This is a genomic window from Streptomyces thermovulgaris, assembly GCF_002155915.1.
In the GTDB taxonomy this organism is placed as follows: Bacteria; Actinomycetota; Actinomycetes; order Streptomycetales; family Streptomycetaceae; genus Streptomyces; species Streptomyces thermovulgaris.
Genome location: NZ_MUME01000362.1, coordinates 1 through 1,416, shown reverse-complemented (window position 1 = coordinate 1,416; position 1,416 = coordinate 1). Strand labels below are relative to the sequence as shown.

Annotated in this window: 1 protein-coding gene and 1 pseudogene; both read left to right on the top strand. The window is 61.2% G+C overall.

Annotated features, from left to right (window positions below):
• Window positions 1–738 (top strand): polymorphic toxin-type HINT domain-containing protein (locus CCN35_RS29710; protein WP_245863394.1); only part of this gene is annotated, 738 nt, incomplete at its 5' end.
• A 591-nt stretch (window positions 739–1,329) separates the two neighbouring features.
• Window positions 1,330–1,416: pseudogene (locus CCN35_RS27910) on the top strand (IS5/IS1182 family transposase); the annotation flags it as partial.

Below are 1,416 nucleotides of genomic sequence, written 5' to 3'. Positions count from 1 at the left end.
CAGCAGTTACGGGACAGCCCTAAGACCGGTGAAACGGCGGTCGAAACCGTCACCGCCGAGATCAAGGGTGAGGGCGTCAAACACCTGGTCGAGGTCACCATTGACATCGACGGCCACCAGGGCTCTGAAACGGCCACTGTCACCGCCGCTGACGGACACCCCTTCTGGGTCCCCGAGCTCGGTGAATGGATCGACGCCACCGATCTCAAGACCAGCGCCGGCACCCACGTCCAGATCACCGCGGTCAACCGCTGGACGGCACAGCACGCCACCGTCCACAACCTCACCGTCAACAACCTCCACACGTACTATGTGCTGGCAGAGGCTACGCCGGTCCTCGTTCACAACTGTGGCGAGGCCGATGATGACTTGCTCGACTTCGCAGACGAGGCACTGAAGATAAAACCGGAATCGCGCCCCAATGTCGCCACGAAGATTACGTCCGCGGATGGAGAGCATGTCCGATTCGCCTACGCAGTAGATACGCGTACTGGTGCAATGCCTCCGCAGACAGCGAGGGCAGTAGCTGACTCCGGACATCACGGTGGATGCGGGGAAGTTGGGTGTGCCATTCAGTTCGAGAACGACGGTATCCCGCTGGAGGGGGCGACATACCAGTCCGTCAAGATTGGTGGGGGCACCAGAGGAAATGCGTTTCCGCTTGAGGAACATGGCGAGCTGATCGGACCATGCCCTGCCTGTCGGCGGTTCTTGCCTCTAATCGGTGGACATGGGTGAGTCTCGTGCCTGTCTCTCCAGAGTTGCGCGCCGCACTTCAAAGATTGAGAGAAGTGCGATCCGAAAGGCCCAGGGATGAGCACGACACCGAATCCTTTGCCGCGTGGCGGGAAAGGATTGCAGACGCTTTGGATTCGCTGGCTGGCGTTCTGATCTATCAAGAAGATCGCCAGAGGGCTGCGGCCGAAGCGGCCGCTGCTCGTGCCGAAGCAGCAAGAATCCGTGCTGCACTGGAGCAAGAGGGCTGATCGAGAGATCTCTGCACTGATTCGTCCGCTTGTGCAACTGCGGGCGGGAACTTCCCTGCATGTACCAGAAGCCCCACCGGGAGTGCATTCGGTGGGGCTTCTGTGTCATTTGACGGCAACGTCAGCGGACTGCCGCCGCGACGGGTGGGTCGTCAGTGCCGTCGTCGGTCGTATCGAGTGCGATGACCTGCCTGGAGGGAAGCAGGGGAGCTGGACGACGGTTGTTCCCTGGAGACGGAACAGGTGATTGATGCCCCTGAGGGCACGCAGGCCTTCAGGGGCATCGACACCTCGGCCTAAGGGCTGTCCCGTAACTGCTGGTCGCAGGTGAGATGATCATGGTGTGGCTGGTGTGATCACGGCGTCGGAGCCGTCCTGGATAGCCCCGTTCACCGGGCTGAGCCCGCGACAGTTCGGCAAGCTGATCACC